General features: G+C 38.9%; 15 protein-coding genes. 9 read left to right on the forward strand and 6 right to left on the reverse strand.

Annotation, left to right across the window (positions count from 1 at the left end; translation table 11 throughout):
• Positions 1–424: 424 nt before the first annotated feature.
• From FHK88_RS08725 to FHK88_RS08745, 6 genes are all read left to right on the forward strand, one after another.
• Entirely contained in the window at positions 425–1297 is an 873-nt protein-coding gene (locus FHK88_RS08725; RefSeq protein ID WP_227430358.1) for a substrate-binding periplasmic protein, read from the forward strand.
• A 112-nt stretch (positions 1298–1409) separates the two neighbouring features.
• Positions 1410–1553, forward strand: coding sequence for a DUF6977 family protein (locus FHK88_RS08730; protein ID WP_227430359.1), 144 nt, complete (start codon positions 1410–1412; stop codon positions 1551–1553).
• Between the two features lie 23 nt (positions 1554–1576).
• Complete coding sequence (locus tag FHK88_RS14525; RefSeq protein ID WP_413680488.1) at positions 1577–1786, forward strand: DUF6977 family protein; 210 nt, start codon at positions 1577–1579, stop codon at positions 1784–1786.
• Between the two features lie 124 nt (positions 1787–1910).
• On the forward strand, positions 1911–3293 hold the full coding sequence (locus FHK88_RS08735) for a DUF2868 domain-containing protein (protein WP_227430360.1): 1383 nt from the start codon (positions 1911–1913) through the stop codon (positions 3291–3293).
• Between the two features lie 24 nt (positions 3294–3317).
• Positions 3318–4265: a sterol desaturase family protein gene (locus FHK88_RS08740; RefSeq protein ID WP_227430361.1), complete on the forward strand. Its 948-nt coding sequence runs from the start codon at positions 3318–3320 to the stop codon at positions 4263–4265.
• A gap of 97 nt (positions 4266–4362) precedes the next feature.
• Positions 4363–6033: a DUF3482 domain-containing protein gene (locus FHK88_RS08745; RefSeq protein ID WP_227430362.1), complete on the forward strand. Its 1671-nt coding sequence runs from the start codon at positions 4363–4365 to the stop codon at positions 6031–6033.
• A gap of 218 nt (positions 6034–6251) precedes the next feature.
• Here FHK88_RS08745 and FHK88_RS08750 read toward each other — a convergent pair whose 3' ends face one another.
• Positions 6252–6857 (reverse strand): LysE family translocator, encoded by a 606-nt coding sequence (locus tag FHK88_RS08750; protein WP_227430363.1) that lies wholly within the window; start codon positions 6855–6857, stop codon positions 6252–6254.
• Positions 6858–7103: 246 nt separating this feature from the next.
• Between FHK88_RS08750 and FHK88_RS08755 the strand changes: the two genes are divergently transcribed.
• Positions 7104–8528, forward strand: coding sequence for a PLP-dependent aminotransferase family protein (locus FHK88_RS08755; RefSeq protein ID WP_227430364.1), 1425 nt, complete (start codon positions 7104–7106; stop codon positions 8526–8528).
• 16 nt (positions 8529–8544) lie between these two features.
• Here the strand turns inward: FHK88_RS08755 and FHK88_RS08760 are convergent, their stop codons facing one another.
• Both FHK88_RS08760 and FHK88_RS08765 read right to left on the reverse strand, forming a co-directional pair.
• On the reverse strand, positions 8545–9606 hold the full coding sequence (locus FHK88_RS08760; protein WP_319800164.1) for an ArsA family ATPase: 1062 nt from the start codon (positions 9604–9606) through the stop codon (positions 8545–8547).
• A complete protein-coding gene (locus FHK88_RS08765) occupies positions 9576–9866 on the reverse strand; it encodes a cory-CC-star protein (RefSeq protein WP_227430547.1) in 291 nt (96 codons plus the stop codon). The genes FHK88_RS08760 and FHK88_RS08765 overlap by 31 nt, the downstream gene beginning before the upstream one ends.
• 216 nt (positions 9867–10082) lie before the next feature.
• On the opposite strand from FHK88_RS08765, the gene FHK88_RS08770 reads away from it, so the two are divergent.
• Complete coding sequence (locus FHK88_RS08770) at positions 10083–11549, forward strand: flavin monoamine oxidase family protein (RefSeq protein ID WP_227430365.1); 1467 nt, start codon at positions 10083–10085, stop codon at positions 11547–11549.
• 211 nt (positions 11550–11760) lie between these two features.
• Here the strand turns inward: FHK88_RS08770 and FHK88_RS08775 are convergent, their stop codons facing one another.
• The 3 genes from FHK88_RS08775 to FHK88_RS08785 all read right to left on the reverse strand — a co-directional run bounded on the left by FHK88_RS08775 (position 11761) and on the right by FHK88_RS08785 (position 18647).
• Complete coding sequence (locus FHK88_RS08775) at positions 11761–13431, reverse strand: carbon starvation protein A (protein WP_227430366.1); 1671 nt, start codon at positions 13429–13431, stop codon at positions 11761–11763.
• Between the two features lie 192 nt (positions 13432–13623).
• Positions 13624–15864: a hypothetical protein gene (locus tag FHK88_RS08780; protein WP_227430367.1), complete on the reverse strand. Its 2241-nt coding sequence runs from the start codon at positions 15862–15864 to the stop codon at positions 13624–13626.
• Between the two features lie 65 nt (positions 15865–15929).
• Positions 15930–18647: a hypothetical protein gene (locus FHK88_RS08785; RefSeq protein ID WP_227430368.1), complete on the reverse strand. Its 2718-nt coding sequence runs from the start codon at positions 18645–18647 to the stop codon at positions 15930–15932.
• A gap of 294 nt (positions 18648–18941) precedes the next feature.
• On the opposite strand from FHK88_RS08785, the gene FHK88_RS08790 reads away from it, so the two are divergent.
• Positions 18942–19607, forward strand: coding sequence for a hypothetical protein (locus FHK88_RS08790; RefSeq protein ID WP_227430369.1), 666 nt, complete (start codon positions 18942–18944; stop codon positions 19605–19607).
• Positions 19608–19718: the final 111 nt, after the last annotated feature.

A 19718-nucleotide genomic window follows, 5' to 3' on the forward strand; every position in this document is an offset into this window, starting at 1 on the left:
TTAACAACAGTTAATTATGGTTTTTTATTTTGTTACTACTTTGATATACCAATATGATTTATCAACAATATGAATAACATTCTGTATATTATATAGTTAGCATCTCGTCACAAATAAAAAAAGTGTTTTTATTTTGCAACATGTTGTATTTAAAAGATTTTTACGGGTTGATTTATTTTTTATTAAGCAAAAATATTTTGATGTATTTTATAATAATGATAATTATTATTGTATTTGCATACCTTCGTCACTATAATACCTCACAAAATAAATAAGTATTTATATAACCTTATTTATTTTGTGGATTATATTTTTAATATCCTTTTGGCATTTAAGGGTAATAAAAATAACGAAAATAGTAATCCATATATTTTTTCATATTTTATATGTAGTAGATATATGGCAGTTTTAATATAGGATTTATATGATGAAGTTAGCAAATATTTTTTTACCCTTAGTGTTAGTTTGTCCTGCACTGATACTGGTTGCATGTGATAAAACAGAAAGCACAGAAGTTCAAACCGAAGACTATAAGGATAATTCTCATCTTCCTGTTATTAATGTTGCCACTTACGGTAGTATGGCACCTTTTGCCTTTTTAGATGCACAAGGCAATTTGACAGGGATTGATGTGGATACTATTCGTGCTATCGGTGAGATAGAGGGATTTGAGGTGCATTTTAACAGTATGCCATGGCAAAACTTATTTGACTCTGTCGAATCTGGTGACAATGATTTGGCAATAGCGGGTATTTCTTATAGTGATGAGCGTGCAAACAAATATGGCTTATCAAAATCTTATATGTTTGTCCCTGCTGCCATTATGTATAAAGATCAAAGTTTAAAAATTAATGGCTTACAGGATTTAAAAGGTTTAAATGTTGGTGGCATTGAAAATAGTAAACAAGTACAACAAATGAAAGAAGTTGGTGGGTATAATAAAATATCTGAGCCTGCCACCATTTTTTTAGCTTTTCAGGAGATGGTCAATGGTAAATCTGATGCCATTTTTGAAGATAAACAGGTACTTGAGCATTTAGAAAAAATGTATCCTGAATATTCATTTAATATTGTGGCTTATGAAGATCAAAGTATGCCTAGCTCTCAGCAGGTGATTATGACTAAAAAGGGTAACACACAATTGCTTAACAAGCTAAATCATGGTATTGATCAACTGATTGCTAGTGGACAAATGCAACAGATAGAGGATAAATGGTTACATGAAGAATCCTTACTCACTATTAACAATAATACAACTGCCAATACCATGGACAAGACAACAAGCTTGGAAAATTAATCAGTTAGCTAATTAAATATTTGTTTACTCCATTTATTTGCCACAATCATAATCGGCAAGCGTTGGTTATGGTTTTTTATTTTTTATAGGTTAAATTTTATTAGGAAATATTATGGCAACCCGTCCTGCATTTATACCAAATCTCACCCAAACCAATCAAAATCATTCATTAAAAAATCTAGTAGATACTCAAGATGTGGACTTTGAGTGGTTTGCAGGTTTTGCGGTGTCACAAAAACAAAAATGTATTGATTAACCGCATTTTATGATTGGTTATATATCACTGCTTTAAATGCTCACCCAGAATATCATCAACCCCTTTTAAGCTATGATGCGTTTACTGATATTGAATTTAATCCCAAAAAATCCATCAACTGTCAGGTTCATGCGGTAGCATTATTTTGTGCATTACTTAAAGTGACATGCTTGATGAGGTCATGCAATCACAATCACAGTTTTTACGCATTTATGATGACACAATCTAGCTGACTAGCTGATAATAATTAATTTATACCAAATGGTTCACCACCTTCGATATAATCCATATACTATAATCTGCCTAATTGCTATTATTTACCCCTTTATTTATCTTTGATGATTTTATAGAGCCATTATGCTATCCAAACAAGACCAATTAACCGAGCTGGTGCGTGAGCTTGAAAGCCAAAATCACGTCTTTAGTGCCGACCCATTACTCATCACTGAAAAGCTCAAAGATGAGCAAGGTACCCCGATACAAAAGTTGCATTGGCGTGCTTCTAGAATTGATGCCAATGGCTCACTAGCAGGTACTCTTGGCAAGATTGATGCTCGTATTAAGGGCATTATTATTATCATGAGTGTGATTTGGTGTGTTTCAGGATTTTTGGGCTTATTTACCCTATTGCAAGCCAATGTGGTGAACTTTTTTTATGTGTTGGTATGCTTGCTTGGTTTTCATACCTTGATGTTGCTGGCTTGGTTGGTATTAACCTTGGTCAATCAAGGTAAGCAGTCACCAAGTATCATCACCAGTTTTATCAGCCCAAGCCAACTTATTCGCGGTAAAGATGATGTCACCCAAGCATCGGTACGTTTATATGAACGCCAGTTGCAACATACGGGTATGCGCTGGTATGTGGGGCGGTTTAGCCATCAGCTTTGGCTGGCGACGTTAACGGGTATGCTGTTTGCGATTATCTTTTTACTGATTGTGCGTCAATATACCTTTAGTTGGGAATCAACCTTATTGTCCAATGAAACATTGGTAACCTTGACGCAGTGGCTTGGTTGGCTACCCAGTAAGGTTGGCTTTTCTGTGCCTGATGCCAGTGCGGTGGCACAAAGCCGTCTAGTATCTGAACCAATGCCTTTAAATATTGCCAGACAATGGGCAAGCCTGCTTGTGGGTAGTTTACTGATGTATGGCATTGTGCCTCGTGCGATGGCGTGGGCGGTGTGTGCGTGGTTATTTGCCCATAATAAAATGCGTTTGGATTTAAAACTGCCCTATTATCAAAAAATCATTGATTTTTGGCAACGTGATGTGGTCGATGCTGATGATTTTAATGAGCAGGTCAAACCTGTTGCCCCCAAAGCAAAGGTCAGTCAAGGCAAAAAACTGGTGGCATTATTAGAATATCCATACCATGATGACAATTGGTATCAGTTTAGTGCAGGGCATAACATTGAAGATTTTGGCATTGTTGATGGGCGTGAGGACATACAACGATTGCTAGATTATTTGGATAATCATGATGTGCAGGTATTGTTAGGCATTCACACGCGTGCCTTACCTGACAGAGGCGTGTTACGCAAGCTTGATAAGATTGCCAGTCATGCCAAGCAAGGTCTGGTGGTGCAGTTATTAGCTGATGAAAACTTATTAAAATTAAACCAAGATAATCCAGAACAGCTAACCGATGAGCAACGTGAGCAACAAAATCAACAGCAACTGCGTTATAACCAATGGCAAAAGGCATTGGCAGAAAGGCAGATTGGCTTGGTGTCGGTTTAAGCTGGTGATTTAAGGTAATAAAACATGGACAGTTTGGCAACACGACTTGATGATTATTTGGATGTTTATAAAGAAGGTATCAATCACTTATTATTAACCGCCACGCCTGAATCACTGCAACCAATTATCGCCCATATCTTACCCCAACATTGGCAAGAATGGATTTTGCCATTGATGGGCGTGCCATTTTTTTTGCTATTTTTGGCAGAATGGGCATATCAAAAGCAGGCTGGCAAGGCAGAGTCGTTTGGTTGGCGACGGGCATTGACCAATTTTAGCTTAGGCGGGTCTTATCTGACCTTTGAGATGATTATTCAAGCGTTGGTGGTATTACCAATTTGTCTGTGGCTGTATCAATTTCGCCTATTTACCATTGAGGTGACATGGTGGACGGTGATTCCGATTTTTGTGGCGGTGGAATTTTGTTATTACTGGTTTCACCGAGCCTCACATCGCATTACGTGGTTTTGGTCGGCTCATGTGGTGCATCATTCTGATGATAAGATGAATTTATCCACTGCCATGCGTCAAAGTTTATTATATTCGGTCACTGGTTGGTGGCTGTTCTTTACCCCGCTTATGCTACTTGGGGTTAATCCTGTTTGGGTGTTTTTCTTTTATGCGTTAGATTTGATTTATCAGTTTTTTATTCATACCGAAACTGTAGGCAAACTACCTCGTTGGGTGGAGTATATTTTTGATACCCCAAGCAATCATCGTGTCCATCATGGCACCAATGAGGCTTATATTGATAAAAATTATGGAGGTGTGCTGATTATTTTTGACCGTATCTTTGGTACTTATGTAGAAGAAGATATGGTCAATGACCCTGTGGTGTATGGAGCAGTGGGCGAAAAAAGTACTGATAGTATTATTGGTTTAATCTTTGCGGTATTTGTGCGTATGTGGCAACGGGTCTTTCGTACGCAAGGATTAAAAAATAAAATTAAGGTTTTGGTAAGTCCGCCATAATAGGGTCTAATATCAATTCTTCACCTTAACTTTCTGCTTAAAATGGATTATATTTAATCCACTCTATGTCCTTTATAAAAACGTAAGGCTTATCAATATGACGCAACCACCATCAAATCATTCATCGGATAATCAGACAGCACAACAAGGATTATTTGCTGATAAAGCCTTTGATAAAAACACACCTACAAATACTAATGATGCTCAACCTTTAGCTAATTTAGAAAAAACAGCAACAGCCAACACCATGCAATCCCCTACCCTAGAGCCACAATCTAACTCTCAGCAAGTACAACAACCACAGTCCCAACCAAACAAAACTACCCTTGCTCAGGGTGAACCACTAAAGCTTGCGGTAGTTGGGCATACCAATACAGGTAAAACCTCCCTACTACGTACCCTATTGCGTGATGTCTATTTTGGTGAAGTCAAAAATGAGGCGGCGACCACTCGCCATGTGGAGCGAGCCGTTATCAGTGATAGCCAAACGGGTGAGCCTTTGGTGGCATTGTATGACACACCAGGGCTGGAAGATGCGTCAGGGTTGATGGATTGGCTGGAGGATAACACCGCCTCTCGCCGTGATGGCATTGAACGTTTGCAGCAGTTTTTGGCAAGTGAGCTTGCTGACGGTGGTGGCTTAGCGGAAGAAGATTATAGCCAAGAGGCAAAGGTTATCCGTCAGTTGCTGGCAAGTGATATGGCAATTTATGTGGTGGACGCGCGTGAGCCTGTATTAGGAAAATATAAAGATGAGCTGGCAATCTTATCATGGGCGGCCATTCCTGTGATGCCAGTATTTAACTTTACTGATAGCCAAGATGCCAATATTGAGGCATGGCAAACCATGTTGGCAAGGCGTAATCTGCACATTTCTACCCGATTTGATTCGGTGGCATTTGAGTTTGATGATGAAATTAAACTTTGGCAAAACCTTGCCACCATGTTGACTCATTCAGAAGTGCTGAATCAATTAATTGAACGCCGCCAAGCAGATTGGCAACAGCTATATGATGAAGCAACCATTATCATTGCTGACTTTTTGCTTAATGTCGCTGCCTTTGTACGTGAAATTGACGATGACGCTGACCCCATGCCAGTGTTAGCACAAATGCAAGAAGTCGTGCGTCAAAGTGAGCGAGCTATGCAGCATGAACTATTAAATTTATATAAATTTTATGACAGCCATGTCGCCACCGCACCTCTACAGCTTAATGAGTATCAACAAGACCCCTTTGACCCCGAACTACTCAAAAGCTATGGTATCCGCACCACATCAGGGGCGGCGGCTGGGGCATTATTGGGGTTAGGGATTGATGCCGCCGCACTGGGTACAACACTGGGATTGGGGGCAGCTCTTGGTGGTATTGCAGGTGGACTGTTATCAAACACCAGCAGCATTGCAGATAAAATCTCAGGGGTAAAACGTTTATATATTGACCCTGCCACCTTAACTTTATTAGCTACCCGCTCAATGGATTTGCTACAGGCACTGCGTCATCGAGGGCATGCCACTGCCAATGATAGCCCAATTAGCCAGTCGTTAGATATGTCAGATACGTCACTATCTGCCCAACAGGGTGTGGATAACTCTCAGCAAACCATTGCTACTGCCACATTGCCTTGGGACGCAAACAAACTACCCAGTGAGCTAAAAAAAGCGCGCAGCAAACCACATTGGTCAAGTCTGGATAAAGGTAATAGCGAACAGGCAAAAAATCTTCGTGTCGATGCTGCGTGGTCATTGTCAAGGAAGTTGACTCGCTGATTATTGCCATAAACTGCTTAGCCATTTATTTAATTGGGGTAGAATTTAGTAAAGCTAGTCGTAAAGTGGCAAATTTTGTGGTTAAGAAGATATTATGAGTAAAATTTACCGTAAATAATAATAGACCAACCAAAACCAATAGCGACTCTGTCAGCTCAAATAGCGAATATGGTACAACCCGAGACAGCCTAAATAACCAAATGACGTGGCGATAAACGCTAAAGAGATTTGTACAATAACCAGAATGAAATTCCTATAAGCATACTTCCAAAAATTTTACTTTGGATTTCTACGGCTTGGTTAGAAGCAAAGTTTTTAGCCATCCAAGAACCTCCATAAGACCATGTCATGTGTGTGAATAAATTTAACAAAAGTAATGCTATGCTTAGGGATAGCACTTCATATACAAGAGAATGCTCTTTGTTTAAAAACTGTGAATACATGGTTAGCACGATAGTAATACCTTTTATATTCAAAGCTTGAGATATTACTCCATCTTTAAAAGTTAAATTTACCTTTGAATCTTTTTTTTCTACACTTTTACGTAATAAAAATTTCAAACCTAACCAAAAAATATATATCACTCCCAGTATTTGTATTGCAAAAAATACTTTTGGGTATTTCTCAAGTAGAGCAGATAAACCAAAACCTGCTAGTAAGGAATAAGCAGTATAGACTAGATTTAATCCTAGAATAAAAGGTATAGATTTCTTAAATCCGTTGGTAGCTCCACATACAGCACATAATACATTGCCAGGTCCTGCACTGAATACCAATGGGAAAATAACACCAAACCATAATATAAGTTCTGAAAATGAGCTCAAATTTACAACTCCTTAACCCTTGTTAACCAACTATTTTTTGAATAGCAAGAAAGTTCTTTCTACAGCTTTTCACCTGAAAGATGATTAATTTCCTTTCTCTTTGCTATCCACTATAATCATTATAGCCATAACAATCCCGATACAGTTTTCCTTATGATTAACAAAGTGTATCGGTGTTTTAACCGTAACAATTCTGCTTAGATGTATTCCTTACACAAACTACTTTTAGCCCATACGATTAAAACTATGACGAATAATGATGATAACTACCAACTAAACCCCAAACTTAGCAAAACTGCCGCCATCGTTGAATGGATACAGCAGCGCATTGATTGGCAGATTTACCAGCCCAATGAACGTGTGCCCTCGGTACGCAAACTGGCATCTTTATTGGGTGTATCTAGCTTTACGGTATCGCAAGCCTATGAACAATTAGTTGCGATGGGTGTACTGAGCGCCAAAGCAGGCTCAGGCTATTATGTGAATATACCCACGCCTGCAAATAGTCATATCAATACACAGATAAACGAGCAGGTTAAAAAGCCAATATTGGATACACGCTGGCTGGTAAAGCAGATGTTTAGCGATATTCCACGCCATCGTGCCCCCGGTGCAGGTGTACTGCCCAATGAATGGATATACAATGAAAAGATGCAATGGGCAATCAGGCAGGTGACACAACAAACAGATGGTTTTATTTATGATTATGGCAATATTCAAGGCTATTTACCGCTACGCCAACAGCTTGCCCAGCAGTTAGCCATACTTGGTATGAACACAACGGCGAATAATATTGTCACCACCGCAGGTGTATCACAAGCAGTGACCATGGTTAGCCAAATGTTGCTACAAGCAGGTGATGTGGTAATGGTGGATACGCCAAGTTGGTTTTGGTTATCTACTTGCCTACAACAACAAGGATTGAATGTGGTGGCGGTTGAGCGTGACCATCAAGGTCCTAATATTGAGCAAATGCAGTATTTATTTGAGACACACCGACCCAAGCTGTATTTGACCAACAGTGTGCTACACAATCCGACCTCTTATCATTTGCACCCTGCCCGAGCTCATCAAGTGATGAACCTGATTCATCAATATGACGCCTATATTTTTGAAGATGATTTGTACGCAGCGTTTGAGCCAAATCCCCAAGTGCTGCGTTATGCCAGTGTTGACCAGTTTGAGCGGGTGTTTTATGCCACTGGGTTTTCAAAATCTATGGCATCAGGTTGGCGGGTGGGCTTATTGGTCAGCCCAGATAAATTTATCGAAGATGTGCTACGTATCAAAACCCTGACCACCATGACCACACCAGAATTTGGTGAGCGAGTGGTTCATCGTTTATGGACACATGGAGAATATCGGCGAGTGATAAAAAAGGTGCAAGAGCGACTGTATCAGGCACATCAGCATTTTCGGGAGAAACTGCCGACCATAGGACTAGAATATCCAAAACATACCCATGCTGGTATGTTTATTTGGGTAGATACCCATCAAGACACTGCCCCACTGGCATTGCAAGCCCATAATGATGGCTGGCTGGTTGCACCCGGACAGTTGTTTTGTCTTAACAATCAAAACTCAACCCATTTGCGTCTTAATGTGGCAACCACCAGTGATGAGTTTTTGGCATGGTTGCAAAAGTATTTATATCATAGCCAGAGGCAATAACCATTATCTGATTAACCTAGCTATTTAAAAAACCTGCTAACTCCTCCACCCCTCTAATATCTTCTGCCTTTAGCGGTACATAATAACGAGGATAGTCAGCAAAACTTTGCTCTATTTGCGCTAAGATTTGTGCTTGTCGATTGGCACGCTGTTGCCAGAAGTCATCGCTTTGCTGTTGCTGAATCACTTGGTTCACAACAATTGCTGAGCATGGCATATCAGCTTCTTTAAGCTGTTGGCAGGCTCTTTGTGTTTCCTGTAACGATAACATCTCTGGTATCATCACTAAAACAATGCCCGTCTGTTTTGGGTCATGTAACTTTTGTCCCGCTTGGCGAAACAACTGTTTGCGTTTCTCTAGTACTTCAACCGCTTGTGACCAACGGTCACTTGGTGCTTTTGCAAAAGGGTTATTTAGCTGTCCATCTTTATGGCTGTGTGTATGAGAATTTGTATCACCAAGATGACGAGCGGCTGATTTGAGTTTGGCTTGGCGACGTTGTTGAGCTAACAGTCCATCTGTCCATGCCCCCATCATCTCGGGTAACATCAATAGTCGCAAAGTATGCCCTGTAGGGGCAGTATCAAATACCACATGGTCATATTCCTCTACTGCTTGTACCAGATAGTGACACATTGCCTCTAACATGGCTGCTTCTTGTGCTCCTGGTGCAGACTTAGATAACCGTAAAAACTCAGCAATTTTAGTGAGCATTTCTGGATTTGCATAGCCACGAATGGTTTTTTCTACCTGCTGAAAGTGCTTATCTACGATGTCTGTAGGGTCTAGCTCTACAGCAGATAAATGCTCACTGATATGATGAATTTGTGCAGTCAGCTTGATTTTTAGAGCATCTCCCAAACTATGTGCTGGGTCAGTGGAGATAATCAGTGTTTTTCTACCCAGATTTGCCAAGCTTACCGCAATGGAGGCCGCCGTTGTGGTTTTACCAACTCCACCTTTGCCACCAACAAAAATAATCGGTTGCTGTTGTAGCTGATTGATTAAATCATTTTTAGTAGATTGTAACGTTTGCACAGTTTGCATTAGCAACATCCCCCATGTTGTAGTGGGCATCGCTCCATGCCCATACGTGTATGCCACTCATGGAAGTTCTCTAAAAATAACGGTTGTAATTCTAATGTATAAAAGCTGGCAGGGTTTTGTATGCCCAAGCTTTCCGCAAATAGCAATAACATAAAAAAATCTTCTTCATCGCGTGCTGCTCGTGCCATTGTCTGTCGGTACGGAGCATGATAAAACTCATTAAGCCCTGCTAGAAATCTTTGCCATAATGGCTCTGGTGCTGTTTTTTTCTCAGAATCATTGCTATGCACTGTTGTTCCTCTACTATGTAATATTGATTGGCAAATTGTATCAATACTTGCTGACAATAATGTATACCACCTGCACTTTTTTTATTTTTATTAAGTTATATATTATCTATATCATTTGATAATAATTATCTATTAACGTTGTTTGATTTTGGTGATACAATCGGTAACCTTGCAGAAAGTTATCTTGATAAATTTTAACATGGAACAAAGGGTTTTATGATGAAGTATGGAATAACAATGGCAACGTGTTTGCTAAGTTTAACAGGCTTTGCACTCTCCACGTCTACATGGGCAGCCGAACAACAATCTGTTATTGTCGTTGGTGGTGGGCTGGCTGGATTAACAACTGCCTATGAATTAGGAGAACAAGGGTATCATGTTACTTTATTAGAAGCACGTAACCGTCTAGGTGGTCGTGTCCATACTCAGACTTTTGATAATGGTCAGTATGCAGAAACAGGTGGCGAGCTCTTGGATGCTCCAAGTATTCACTCTCAAATTCATCACTATCTAGATAAGTTTGGACTAGACGTTGTTGAAGTTGGCTATGATGGTGATATTGCTGAAGGCGCATACTATATTGATGGCAAACTATTTGCTTATGATGACTTAGAGGATGTACTGGGTGAAGATGCTGCCGAAGATGAAGAGCGCTTTTGGGATGCAATGGCAGAGCTTGGTGAGCAAATTCCAGATCCGACTAATCCACAAAATGCACCAAATGCGAAAGAGCTGGATGCACAGTCTGCCTATGACTGGGTACATTCTTTACAGCTAGACCCAGCGATTGAAACGATTGCTTTGCATCACATTAGAAGTGAGTATGGTGAGCCAAGAAATCTATCGTTATTATTTTTAGCACAGCAACAAAAAGCATATGAAGATATTGATGATGATGACATTGAGATTTATCGTATAAAAGGTGGCAATAGTCAGCTGGTTAATGCTTTCGCTAAGAATATTCATGGCACAATCAAAATTGCAAGTCCAGTTATCTCTTTGCGTCAAGATGATAATCAAGTGACAGCCACCACCCAAAATGGACAAACATATCGTGCTGATTATGCCGTTGTTAGTGTTCCTGCTACTGTGTTACATCGTATCCACTTTACTCCTGAGCTACCTCCCATTCAAAAAGCCGCCAGCAATTTAGCTTATGGGCATCATAATAAAGTCATGTTGCAATACAAACAACGTTTTTGGTTAGATAGAAACCTTGGTGGTGATACAGCATCAGAGCTGCCTCTTGGCTGGACATGGGAAGCCACAGACCAGCAAGATGGTGAAGGTGGTATTTTAGTGACTTATACATCAGGTGACTTTGCGAAAGAAGCCAGCCAAGTGGAAAAGAAAGACTTAGTTATTCAACGTCAGCAAGAAATCGAAGCCATGTACCCTGAAGCACGAGGACTACTAACTCATGCCAGTATACAAACTTGGACAACTGAACCTTGGATTGAAGGTGGATTCTCTGCACCAGCGGTCAATCAAGTGATTCCTTATTGGACAGCTTTCCATCAACCACATAAACGTATTTATTTTGCTGGCGAGCATAGCGATAACTTATTACCTGGTTATATGGAAGGTGCTATACGCAGTGGACAGCGTGCTGCCAAACAAGTGATGGAAGCTCAACCGTCTACCAATCATGCTCAGACAGCAGTTGATACAACTGCACCATAAATATGGTCTACTATGAAGAGCCATACTGTAATTAATTTATACATACTTAATATAGTCTAGAAAAATCATAGAGAATGAAATAAAAAAAGCGCTGATAGTTTACTATCAGCGCTTTTTTTATAAAGATAATATCAAGATAATTGATAAAGATACTAGGGTCTGTTAAGCATTCAGCACGTCAGGTTCAGAGCTACAGACCCTAAAGAGTGCATCAAGTTTTCTTATGCTGATGCCATTCACGACGTAGCACGGAGAAGCTCTCAAACGTTACCATAATGGTTGCAATCAAGATGATAATATCTAAGAAAATTAAGAGCCAGTTGCCATCGCCATAAAACGTTTTTAACTGTAGCAATAAGGCAAAGATTGCCATAATCAATAAAAAGCTTAATGGTGCTAATGTGTACCATACTGTTTTACCATTACGCAGTAAAATCACGGTGACAATCATCAAGGTTAAAGCTGCCATTAACTGGTTGGTTGTACCAAATAGTGGCCAAATAATCATACCACCTGAGCCATCAATACCACCTGCACCAAATGCTAATAGCAAACACGTACCCACTGCTAATAGTGTGGCAACTACCCCTTTACGTAGGGCTGGCAAGTTATAAATCTCACCAAACTCTTGGAAAATATAACGTTGTAAACGTACGCCAGTATCCATGGTTGTACCCGCAAACAATGCTGCCATTACCGTAAGCATGGTTTGTGATAGAACCATATCAATACCAATACCATGATTTAAGATGGTTGCACCCCCATCAATAAATGCACCGATTGAGCCATCTCCAAATTTTTGATAAACACCCTGCCAGTCAGCAAGACTAGCAAATCCAGCAGTTGCCGCTAATATCGCACCCAGTGCCAATAGACCTTCGCCCAATGCACCAAAATAACCAACAAAACGAGCATCTTCCTCTTGGTCAACTTGTTTTGATGTTGTACCCGTAGCCACTAGACCGTGGAATCCAGAAATCGCACCACAAGCGATGGTCACAAATAGTAGTGGTAAAATAGGCGGTGTGCTTTCTGGTAAGCTGGTATTAAATGCAGGTGCAACGATATCAGGTCGATTAATAAAAATAGCTGCATATAGTAATATCAGCCCAACAAAAAGCTGTAGACCGTTAATATAGTCACGTGGCTGCAATAGCATCCATACAGGCAGTAATGAAGCAATGGCTGCATAGACAAATAAAATAATAATCCATACTGCATTATCAGGCAGTCCCATCACTGTTTCTGGCAATGCAATTGGGAACATAGGTCCTAAATAAATCAGTGTATATAGTGCAATCACACCAATGATAGATACCACTGGTAAGCTCATTTTAAAACGATAAATACACTGACCAATGATAGCGGCAACGACCAACGCACCCCAGACTGGTAATACTGAAGAAGGCGTTTTAATCATCATATTAGCAATGGCAACACCAAACACAGCATTTACCATTAGTAGCAATAAGAAAATTACCACCATCATCAGACTGCGGACACGCCCACCCATAACAGACCCTGCAATAGAGCCGATAGACTGGCCTTTATTGCGCATACTGGCCCAAACCGCAGACATATCATGCACACCTGCCATAAAGATAGTACCAAATACTACCCATAAGGTCGCAGGTACCCAGCCCCAAATTACTGCAATGGCAGGACCAATAATCGGTGCTGCCCCTGCAACTGAGGTAAAGTGATGTCCCCATAAGACATACTTATTAGTTGGTACATAGTCAATACCATCTTTTAGCGTATGTGCTGGTGTGGTGCGGGTATTATCCAACGCTAAAATCTTTTTGGCGATGAATTTTGAGTAAAATAAATATCCACACAGCATCGCAACGACGCCGAGAATTAAAATAATAGCGCTGTTCATAACTTCTCTCTTAGTTATCTTGCTTTAGACTGGAAGTCTATAAATACAACTTCTTGATTTTACATAGTATTTTATACAATGTTTTTCACTAGCGTATGATACAAATAAAAGCCATACTTTTGTATAGCTTTTATGATTAAAATGATTGAGCTAAAAAGTATTTAAAATAAGCAAAGCATGATGATTATTCTGTCAGTCTGATAAACATTGCTGTTGATAATCGTCATCATCAGCAAGTTTTTCTGTCTTACACTGCTCTAGAACATAGGACTGATAGCCACCATCTGTTTCAATGGAGCACACCAAATCAGCAAGCGCTTCTTTTTCAGAGCAAGTGGTACCATCTTTGTTGACAACTGTCTCTAAGTCATCTGTATTTTCTTGACCAAATAATATTCTTCCCAAGGTTTCCCCTTCTCCACGTTCATAGCGAGATTTGAGGGTTTGAGCATATTCGATAATATTCACACTATTAGCACTATTCGGCATTTGAGCATTGGCTGGCAAGTTTGGAAAAGCGCTATGACGTTGAGAAATAGGTTGGAATTGAGTCAATGCTGTAACCACCATACCCTCACCATTATCTGTGTCTTCTAAATAGCTGTGCTTAGAGTTTATGCGTATTTGATAACGCCACCATAACAGACGATTTTCGGCACTAAAACCATATTGATTTAAAACTTTTGGAGCATTTTCAGAAATAGCTTTTTCAGAAGAAATAGGGGCTTTAGAGTTTTTATCTTCAGCCATCACCATATGTGTCTCTTTAGCATCAGCATCTAAATTTTCTGAATCATTATTGTCATCACGGTGACTGCTGACATTTTCTTCTGTATCGTCATCGGTTAATTCTGCTTGTTTTTTCACCATTGCTAAATAAACTTCCGCCACATCTTTTGCAGTTAACAGTAGGGCTGTTTTTTTCTCAGGCTTGTTTTCTGTGCTTTCATCAACACCTACATGACTTAGCTCATCCATATCTGCTTTAGCATCAAGATTTTCATCAAATAGCTCAGGGTACTTTGCATATAGCTCATGATAAAGATGACGATAAAAGACCAGATTACTTTGTTCAATATCTTTTGCATTCTGCTGATGCTCAATCACATAACTGGCAGGTGTCTGTGCAAATATTGTCTCACTATTATCTAAACTATCCAAAGAGGTCAGTTCTGAGCCATTAGCAGGTACAATATAAGTAAAGTTAGTATCAGGCTCACTTTGTAATTGTGCCTCTAAAGCGTCCAAATAGGCTTGGATAAAGTTTTTTGCAAAATCATCAGGTAGACTACCATCTTTGAGTGATATTTTTAGCCATTTATTTTGCCATGCTAAACCAAGTTCATCATCGAGATATTCAGAAACTAATAAAGCAAAACTATCCGCCCATAAATATATATCACCTTGACGTAGATTAATATAAATTGGCTGATTGACTGACATATTTAGATTACGTGCTTGATAGCTTACTGTTGGCAATAGGGTAAACTGCCCCAATAGTGGACGATAAGTACCAACAATCTGAGCAGAAGAAGGTTGTAATAAATAGGCATTGAGCAAGTTTGCCTTTTTGACATCTAACGCCGTATGCTTATTATCATAATGTGCTAAAAATTCAGGCTCAGCTTCTGCTTCTTCTGTATTTTCCACTTCTATTTCAGATTCAGATGCTTCTGATTCCGTCTCTAAATCAGCGTCATCATTTTCATTGACTACATTATCTACATTAGTGTTATTAGCATTTGCTTCGTGGTCATTAGACTCTATATCACTGCTATCCTCGTTACTATCTTTATGACCATCTTCACTTTCTTCTGCTTCTAATATTTCCCTTTGCTGAAGTTCATCATAAATATATGCCCATGGATCACTATCTTTCTGGTAACGTTTTAGTGTGGTATAACATTGAATGTAAGACTCTTTAATCTCTGTTAACTGCTGTGTATAAGGGGTAACCATTTCATTTTTGACATCATCTAAGACATCTTGAACACTGATACCATCATTTTTTGCTTGTTTTAAAACTTCTGCATACGCATTGTCATGCACATGGTCACAATGCTGAGAGCTTCTTTTTGCATTTGCTAACTGCTCAGGTGTGGCATTTGCTAAGGCATCTCGACGATTACCATTACTTATTTTGATGTCTGTTTGATAACTAAAAGATTGGCGAGTCATACTATGAAGCTGAGATTGCAAGGTTTGCTTTGCAAATTGTCCCTCTTGCTTATTATCACGTTGCAAATTTTGTGTGCTAACTGCTTGATTATTTATGGCTGAGTTGACAGCTTGACAACCTGTTAACCCCATATAACTACAAACAAGTATCGCCAATGTTAAATGACGTTTGTGATGGCGTATGCTCTGCTGGTTTAAAGCAGAATGGTATTGTTTTGCGTGTTGCAGTGCTTGCAAATGGTTATTTTTTTTCATAATAAAACCAACATTATTTAATGAGTCATTTCAAATTATTAAGCGATGTATTGAGCGATTTTTTATTAATAGTCTTGTAAGTCTGCATCCTCTACAGACTCATCTGGGCTTGCTGTATTGTCCTCTTTCATGATTTCTTCTGTTTCCATATCTTCCAAATCATCATCTAATAAACGCTCTTGAGCTATTTCATCAGACTCATTATCTTCGTTATCGTCATCAAACTCAGGTAAATCATAGTTATAACGTGCATAACTTCCCTCATCTACCAGTGCTTGCTCATCTTCAATGGACTGCATCCATTCATTACCATCAATACGATTATTACGGTTTAAAAACAATTCATTTAGAGATTGTGACAATGGAGAAGATAAAAATGCCTGTTTGTCGAATCGAGTTTGTGACACAATACTATAGCTAGATTGTGATATATAGCTGTCTACATCGGTTTTATTTTGTTTTGCAATGAGATTACCACGAGCATCAAAATAAAAATAGTTAAACTGGTCAAAGCTAATTGGGGCAATGGCTTCAATCATCTGCAAAATACTGCCAACATCTTTGGCTTGGAATCCTTGGTTGTATAGCAACCAATTATCAATACTTTCTTCTAAATCTGCACCTTCAGGAAAATCATTTGGGTGTTGGGCAATGTAATTTTTTAAATCATAGCTTAGATGTTTCAGAATTTTACCCAATAGCTCTCCGCCTTGTTTGCTACCAAGATATAGTTTTACGCCACGACTTGCACCAACTTGCTGTGCAAAACTATCGCCTTGCAAATTAATCTCAGTAAAGTATTCAGGATTCAGTGTATCTAATCCCAATTGTATTGCACGTAAAAATGAGTCTTGCAGGACACCCACAGGGATTTTACTCATACCTTCAGGAAGCTCAAACGTCACCACCTTCCCTGCCATTTCTTCTGGTAAAGGGGTATGCTTTGGTGAAATCATTGCCATAATAGGCATCATAGCTGAAGGGTCTAAGGTAATTTGGGCTTGTTTAAAGTTTAGCTCAACTGGCATTTGTACTGATGCTTTGAATGTTGGCATATTAAAGTCATAGCTATAAATACCTGTAATTTTCTGTTGATGTGGTTGATAACGGCTAACAGAATGAATCACTAAAGGATGATACGCATAATAGTTTTGAGCCTGTAGCTGTGCTGGCGTGCTTTGAGACAGACCAAGTAACATATTGAGTCCAGCCACACCCATACCACCACTCATTGGAAAGCGGGAAGATGTCAAAATATCAGACAACGAATCTATATCTGCATCTTCTATGCTATTAGCTTTTTTTTCTGCTTCTTGCGCTTTCATCTCACGATAATCTGCCAAAAAGCTTTGCAAATCTAGATTAAGTAAATCATGTTTAAATTTCTCATCACCAGATTCATACTCAGTTTCAATCCCCCCTATACTTTGAGCATCTACTTGTTCTATCTGAGTTTCCTGAGCTTCTGACTCGGCTACCTCTACCCCATTTTCAGTATCTTGATTAGAGTCATCGTCCTCACTGCCCTCACTATTGGGCAATGTAAAATCAGCATACTGCGCCTCAAACTGACAATTATTAAAATTGTTGTAATATAAATTAGCGTGCTTGTGCGGATCGGTTGTATAGGTTTTACCCTCAGAATCCAATTGCTGATGTGCATCAAGCAACTCTTGTCCACACTGTATCTTTGCTAAACCAATATCTAACGTTTTTTTGCTAAACTTATCTAAATATTTTTCTGGTTCAAGTCTAAACTTTGCAGTGTTCATTGCATAACAGACATAATAAGTTTGATAAATACTGTCGTAGTCATCATAGCTGATTTCTTTTTCTGGACGCTGTGGACTTAACAAAGCATCAATTTGTTGATGAAAGATACTCGCACATTGATTTTGACCAGTGACATAGCTTGGCTGATAGCCAATCGCACTATCTATATCTGCTTGATATTCCTCTTTAATGGATGTGCTACATGCCTCATATTCATTTTTTAAGTCGATAACTTGCTCATCTTCACCATCAATTTCTGGGTTATCCGTAACCAAGTCATCTAATTGTGCTGAATAATCAATAACGCAATCATCATGACTATAGGTATAGTCATATAGCTTACTATTTCTATCTTTATACTCAGAGCTAAGCCCTGTTTCTTTGCTGATGTCATAGCCTTCATAAGGTACAGTACCTGCGACTTCATCATCATAGCGAATATATTTACTAATCTTCTCATCTGCCAAATATGGCTCTTTACGTCGAAAAGGGTTTTCCTCAGCTTCTGATGTCAGACTATCATCTGTAGCATAACCATATTTTTCTCTCTGAAACTCTCGCACCTTTAAAAAAGTCTCAAACAAGCTGTCATCATCTGACTCAATATCATCTGTTCCAACATAAGTGCTGGCATGATAGCGCAACTGAGTCACGGCTGTATGCTCTGTATTCAAGTGGCGCTCTAAAGACTGCAAAAAGAAAGTTTTTGCTTGTTGGGCATTGCTGGGCTGAGTATCGTTAATATTAAACAACTGAATATCTTTGACATCTTGTGTTAGGATGCCAGTTGTTGCAGGCAGGTGAGCAGAAGTGCTGTTATTAATATTGGAAGTATTATTAGAGGCGTTATTAAGGTGTGCTGTTGACTGACAACCACTTAATAATGCCATATTCACACTAATGATACTTAAGGTCAAAACTTTGGGAAGGTATTTAAATTTTTTTGATTTAATTATGTGTAATAGACGTTGAGATGACACAGTAATTCCCTTGTATTTTTTTGTTGACATATTTATTTCCCAAGTGTGTAGCAACACATTTATATTAGTGCTATTTTTATGATTACCAATATATGATTCAGTATTACCAAAAGTAAACGCTATAAATTTTTGGCATAAAACATCATATCTATATGATTTAAGATACAATCTTCAACCAAACTTATAATAAGTAGTAGATAAAAGTCTGAAGCTCATAATATACACACTTAATAGTATATAGACATATATTGTCACAAAAAAATGACAAAGCAAGACTCTCTTTAATTTTTTACAGTGAAAATAAAACATAGATAAAGGCAAGTTATGACCGATTATTTTGGCTTTAAACCTTCGGATACATTGACACAAATGATAGAAGAAGCAGAGCATATCATTTCTAATAAAGTAGATACAGACTATTATCCATACCGTAACGCTTTGGCACAACGCATCGCCCGAGAAATGATGGATAATCTATTGGTTAACCTAATCAGTGTGATTCCAAATCCTGAGCGACAGGCAACCATGCAAAAAATTGTCTCAAGTATTGAAAGTGCAACAGAGACTTTACTAAAAATCTTGATGGGGAAAGATGATAATCAAGCTGTCCTTAAAAGCTACTATTTTTTAAAAAATGACAGTATGTTTATTGATAATGAGGGTCAGCGTCGTATAGGTTTGGCATTATCTGCTAATACTGCCCAAAAAATCAGGCAGGGCTTTGATGCTGTATCAGAAGATACTACTGACCTAGCAACTTTTAAGGCTGGCTTGGAGGCGATGAACGATGCCATTTTAGACCATTTTATGAATCAGTTTACCAACACTTTGCCATTAGGTATGATTAAACGTAAATCTATCCCCATTGCTAGAACGGCAGTAGACTCAGGACTTGGGATTGCCATGAATAAGTTATTACCACAACTACCCCAACCTGCCCTAAAACGACTGGCTAATTTTTATTCACCTTTTATTGTTCAAATTGAATAATAGGGCTAATGATATATAGGGTCTGTTGAACATTCACCATGTTAGGCTAATATCTACAAAGGATATAGCTACTTTTTACTTTCATGTAAAAATTCGCTAAATTTGCATGAT

Origin of the sequence: Psychrobacter sp. I-STPA6b, assembly GCF_020662265.1 — a bacterium.
In the GTDB taxonomy this organism is placed as follows: Bacteria; Pseudomonadota; Gammaproteobacteria; order Pseudomonadales; family Moraxellaceae; genus Psychrobacter.